This is a genomic window from Rubrivirga sp. (genome assembly GCF_049648075.1).
Classification (GTDB): domain Bacteria; phylum Bacteroidota; class Rhodothermia; order Rhodothermales; family Rubricoccaceae; genus Rubrivirga.
The window spans coordinates 1-4410 of record NZ_JBARYR010000764.1; the positions used below are offsets into that span (position 1 = coordinate 1).

The 4410-nt window shown below is 66.4% G+C and carries 2 protein-coding genes; both read left to right on the forward strand.

What is annotated here, in order from left to right; genetic code table 11:
• Positions 1 to 318 precede the first annotated feature (318 nt).
• Positions 319 to 4074, forward strand: coding sequence for a DUF4214 domain-containing protein (locus WBA11_RS20190; RefSeq protein ID WP_424522428.1), 3756 nt, complete (start codon positions 319 to 321; stop codon positions 4072 to 4074).
• A 143-nt stretch (positions 4075 to 4217) separates the two neighbouring features.
• On the forward strand, positions 4218 to 4409 hold the full coding sequence (locus tag WBA11_RS20195; RefSeq protein ID WP_424522429.1) for a DUF6447 family protein: 192 nt from the start codon (positions 4218 to 4220) through the stop codon (positions 4407 to 4409).
• The last annotated feature ends 1 nt before the right edge of the window (position 4410 follow it).

Here is a 4410-nt window from a genome sequence, read left to right on the forward strand (position 1 = left end):
CCTCCCGAGTTGCGGCGGGGCAACATCCCCGGCACCATCCGCGAAAGACCGCCGATAGAAAATCCTTTCATATGAGCGGATTGCCGCTCGGCGTCCCCGGCGCCCCCCTTCGATGGGGGGAGGGTATGCATTCCGCTATACCTTTCTTCTTGTCGCCTCGGGGGCGAGCCGATAGGAGGAGCGCAGTTGACTCCGCTCGGGGACCCAACCGGCCGATCCGCGCATAGCGGGCGGGCCGGCGGGGACGGGGGCGGTTCGGCAGTGATGTCCGTGGCCCCCAGGGGGGATCGCGGCTAAACTATTGAAGGAAGAACAGTCATGGCTATCGTCCTGAGTGAGCTGAGCCCGCGCGAAGCTCTCACGGCAATCTACATCGGTTACTACGATCGCGCCGCCGATCCGGCCGGCCTCGCGTTCTGGGAGGACGTCGTCGATCAGGACGGCTTCAACCTCGTGAACATCACGACGCTGTTCGCCTCCGCGTCCGAGACGCAGGCGCGCTATCCGTTCTTCGCGGGCGACGAGTCCGTCACCCCCGCCGCGTTCGTCACCGAGCTCTACGCCAACCTGTTCAACCGCGAGCCCGACATGGCCGGCCTCGAGTTCTGGACCGAGCAGCTCCAGAACGCCGTGGACGGCGTCGACGGCGCGCTGACGGTCGGCGAGATCGTCACCTCCATCATCGAGGGCGCCCAGCCCGCCGACGAAGCGGTCATCCGCAACAAGATCGAGGGCGGCCTCGACTTCACCGACAGCCTGAACGCGGTCGGCGTCGACTTCGACCTCGACGGCGCGACCGGCCAGCAGGCCCGCGACGTCATCGACACGATCGACGGCACCGAAGCCTCGCTCGTGCAGGCCAAGACCGACACCGACGCGTTCATCGCCTCGATCGATCCCGGCGTTCCCGGCGACACGTTCATCCTGGGCGCCGACCGTGACAACCTGACCGGCACCGGCGGCGACGACACGTTCGAAGCCTTCAACGCCGAGCTCGGCGACGGCGACCGCGTCGATGGCGGTTCGGGCCGCGACATCCTGGAGATCTTCTCCTCCGAGGGCGGTCCGGCGATCTCGCCGATCACCACCAGCATCGAGACCGTGGTCTACACCAACCAGACCAACGACCTGACCTCGCAGGCCGACAACAACGTCGGCGGCTACAGCCTCGGCGACGACACCGTCATGGTCGATGTCGAGATCGACGCCGGCCGCATGTCCGGCGTGACCCGCTGGGAGGACTACGATTCCCGCGCCGACCTCGTGATCGAGGACGCCCGCGACCAGGACGACACCGACGGCACCTTCACCGGCGACATCACCGTCGCGATGGTCTCGACCGATCCGGGCAATGTCGACTACGCGGTCTACTTCGACCAGCCGGTCAACACCTCGCAGGACTTCGGCACGCTCGAGATCCGCGTCCTCGACCAGGAGGCCGTCGCGCTCAACAGCCTGGGCACCCCGAACGCCAACTCGACCGGGTTCCTGACCGAGGCCTCGCTGGTCGAGTTCACCTTCGCCTTCGACGGCCAGCCGATCACGGTCGAGCTCGCCGACGAGCTGGGCGTCACCTACGGCCCGAACGTGTCCTTCCAGGACCTGCTCGACCAGGTCGAGGCCGCGACGCAGCAGGCGCTCGTGGATGCCGGCATCGTCGACAACCTCGGCTTCTCCGTCGCGCTCGGCGCGCCGGTCTCCGTCGGCGTCGGCAACCAGCAGACGCTGCCGCTCGTCCTGACCTTCGACGTGCCCGCGGACACGATCGACGCCTCCAGCGACGACGTCATCGTCCTGGGCCGCGATTCGGGCAACAACGGCGCGACGCCGTCGACGGACACGTTCGGCGCCATCTCGACGCTGCGCGTGACCGAGGACGAGCTCATCCGCCTCAACGTCGAGCTCGATGACGTGGGCAAGGGCTCCATGGGCGGCGACGCCCTGTTCGGCGCGATGTCGACCGGCCGCCAGGTCGGCGACGACGGCACCTCCGACAGCATCGGCATCCAGCAGTTCGACATCGAGGTCGACCGCTCCAGCCAGCTGCAGACGATCAACTCGACGAACAACTCGCTCGAGGTCGTCAACATCATCAACGGCGAGAACGACGGCCCGAACAACACCACGACGGCCGCCGACGAGATGATCGGCGACCTGGTGGTCCGCGGCCGGGCCAACCCCGATGACGGCGACACGATCACCGTCGACGGTCCCATCTTCTTCCCCGGCGGTCCCGACACCGGGATCGCGACCGATGGCCCGATGCCGGGCGGCGTGCCGCAGCACAACAGCTTCGGCTTCTCGGACGTCCGCGTGATCGACGCCTCCGCGATGATCGGCTCCGTCGACCTGACGGCCGAGCTCACCGAGGAGACCGTCGAGAAGTACCTCGAGATCCAGGATGGCCAGCCGGACGGCGAGGATGACGACGTCACCTTCGACTACGACCTCGGCACCAATGACGACGAGTTCCTGCTCAACATGTCGTCCTCGACCCTCCTCGATGCCGGCACCGGCTCGCGGGAGGACTTCAACCTCGAGATCGACGGCAACGACGGCGACGACGTCATCACGACGAACGTCGGCGATGCCGACAAGTTCATCGACGATCAGGGCCAGGACTACTACGAGCTGGACACCGACGGCTTCTGGTACACCAACGCGGTGTTCAACACCGCGTCGGACTTCCAGATCGACGGCGGCGATGGCGACGACGTCATCTGGACCCATGGCTGGGGCGATGCGACCATCGAGGATGGCGCGGGCAACGACGTGATCTACACCGACAACTCCGGCGTGGATCAGCTGTCCGACGAGCTGCTCTTCGCGCTCGACCGCAACATCGTCGAGCACGAGCAGATCGACTACGTGGTCGGTGCGGCCTGGGGCTTCAACGTCGATGACCTGAACGACTTCGACGACTTCGGCGACAACATCACCGGCGCCACGAACGACCTGATCTCGCTCGGCACCTTCGACGACTCCGCCGCGGCCAACTCCGGCTTCGCCGAGGTCACGGTCCGCTACAAGGGTCCGTCGGGCGACGATGACGATGGCTCTGGCGACGCGTTCTACAACGTCACCGTCCAGATCCCGTTCGCGGACCTGGTCGTCACGCCCGGCGATGGCGACGAGGAGATCTCCGTTCGCGAGCAGGAGCTGAACCAGGCGATCAAGCGGGCCGTCAACGACGACTTCGTCCTCAGCAACCTGCTGGAAGCCGTCGACGGCCCCGGCAACTCGCTGGTCGTCTACTCCAAGATCGACGGCGAGCACGAGATCGAGGATCTCGAGATCGAGATCACCGACACCGTGATCAACGGTGACTCCCTCGGCGGCGTCGGCGCCCCCGACGGCTACGACACCAGCGATGGTGACGGAGACGACGACGTGCTGTTCGAGAACTTCGGCAGCGAGTCGGATGCGGAGAGCGACAACCTCATCATCGCCGACGGCGACAACGCGAACGACCTGTTCGTCCTGTCGACCAACGACGACGATAGCGACGTCTCCGACGATCAGGACGACCTGAACGGTGGCGACGATCTGGACGAGTCCGATCTGAACGGGGCGTCCAACGAGACGATCCGCTTCGAGGAGGGCTTCGGCACCGACACGATCGTCAACTTCGACGCCGATGATGGCGACGACGGTGGCGAGGGGGATCTCCTCGGCGAGGCCGGCGAGGTGGACGAGGACGAGGACGTGCTCGACTTCTCGCTCATCACGGGTGAGGCGAACACGTTCCGCGGCGATGGTGCTGGCAACTTCACCAACCTGGGTGGTGATGTCGTGCTCCTCGAGGCGAGCTCGGTCGAAAGCGGAAGCGACAGCGACAGCGTCGTGACCGTGTCCGATCTCGCGGCTGCGCTCGACGGTTCCGTCGGTGACGATGCGACGGCATCGACCCACATTGCCATCGTCTACGACGACGACGGCGACGATCAGAACGGCGGCATCGTCTTCTTCATCGAGGACGGTACCGGCGCGGACGACACGGTCATCACCGAGGTCGGCACGATCAATCTGATCGGCACCCAGTGGGAGAACCTCGGCGAAGACAACTTCGCGTAAGCGATGCGAGATGCCGGGCCCCTCGCGGGCCCGGCCACGACACCGAGAGCCTCCGGCCCCAGGGCCGGGGGCTCTTTCGTCTTCCGCCTCCCGCCGATCCCCGCTAACCCGCCCCCGACCCGCGGACACCAAGGAGATCGCCCATGGCCACCATCACCATCGACGGCAAGCAGTACGACGAGGAGAGCCTCTCCAAGGAGGCGCGCGACAACGTCGCCAACCTCCGCTGGTGCGACGGCCGGCTCGGCGACCTCAAGCGCGAGGCGGCCATCGCCCAGACCGCGCGCAACGCCTACGCCCAGGCGCTCCGCGCCGCCCTTCCCAAGGATTCCTGAC

Coding starts and splice junctions, on each gene's coding strand:
- WBA11_RS20190 (WP_424522428.1), top strand. CDS start 319: ATGGCTATCGTCCTGAGTGAGCTGAGCCCGCGCGAAGCTCTCACGGCA.
- WBA11_RS20195 (WP_424522429.1), top strand. CDS start 4,218: ATGGCCACCATCACCATCGACGGCAAGCAGTACGACGAGGAGAGCCTC.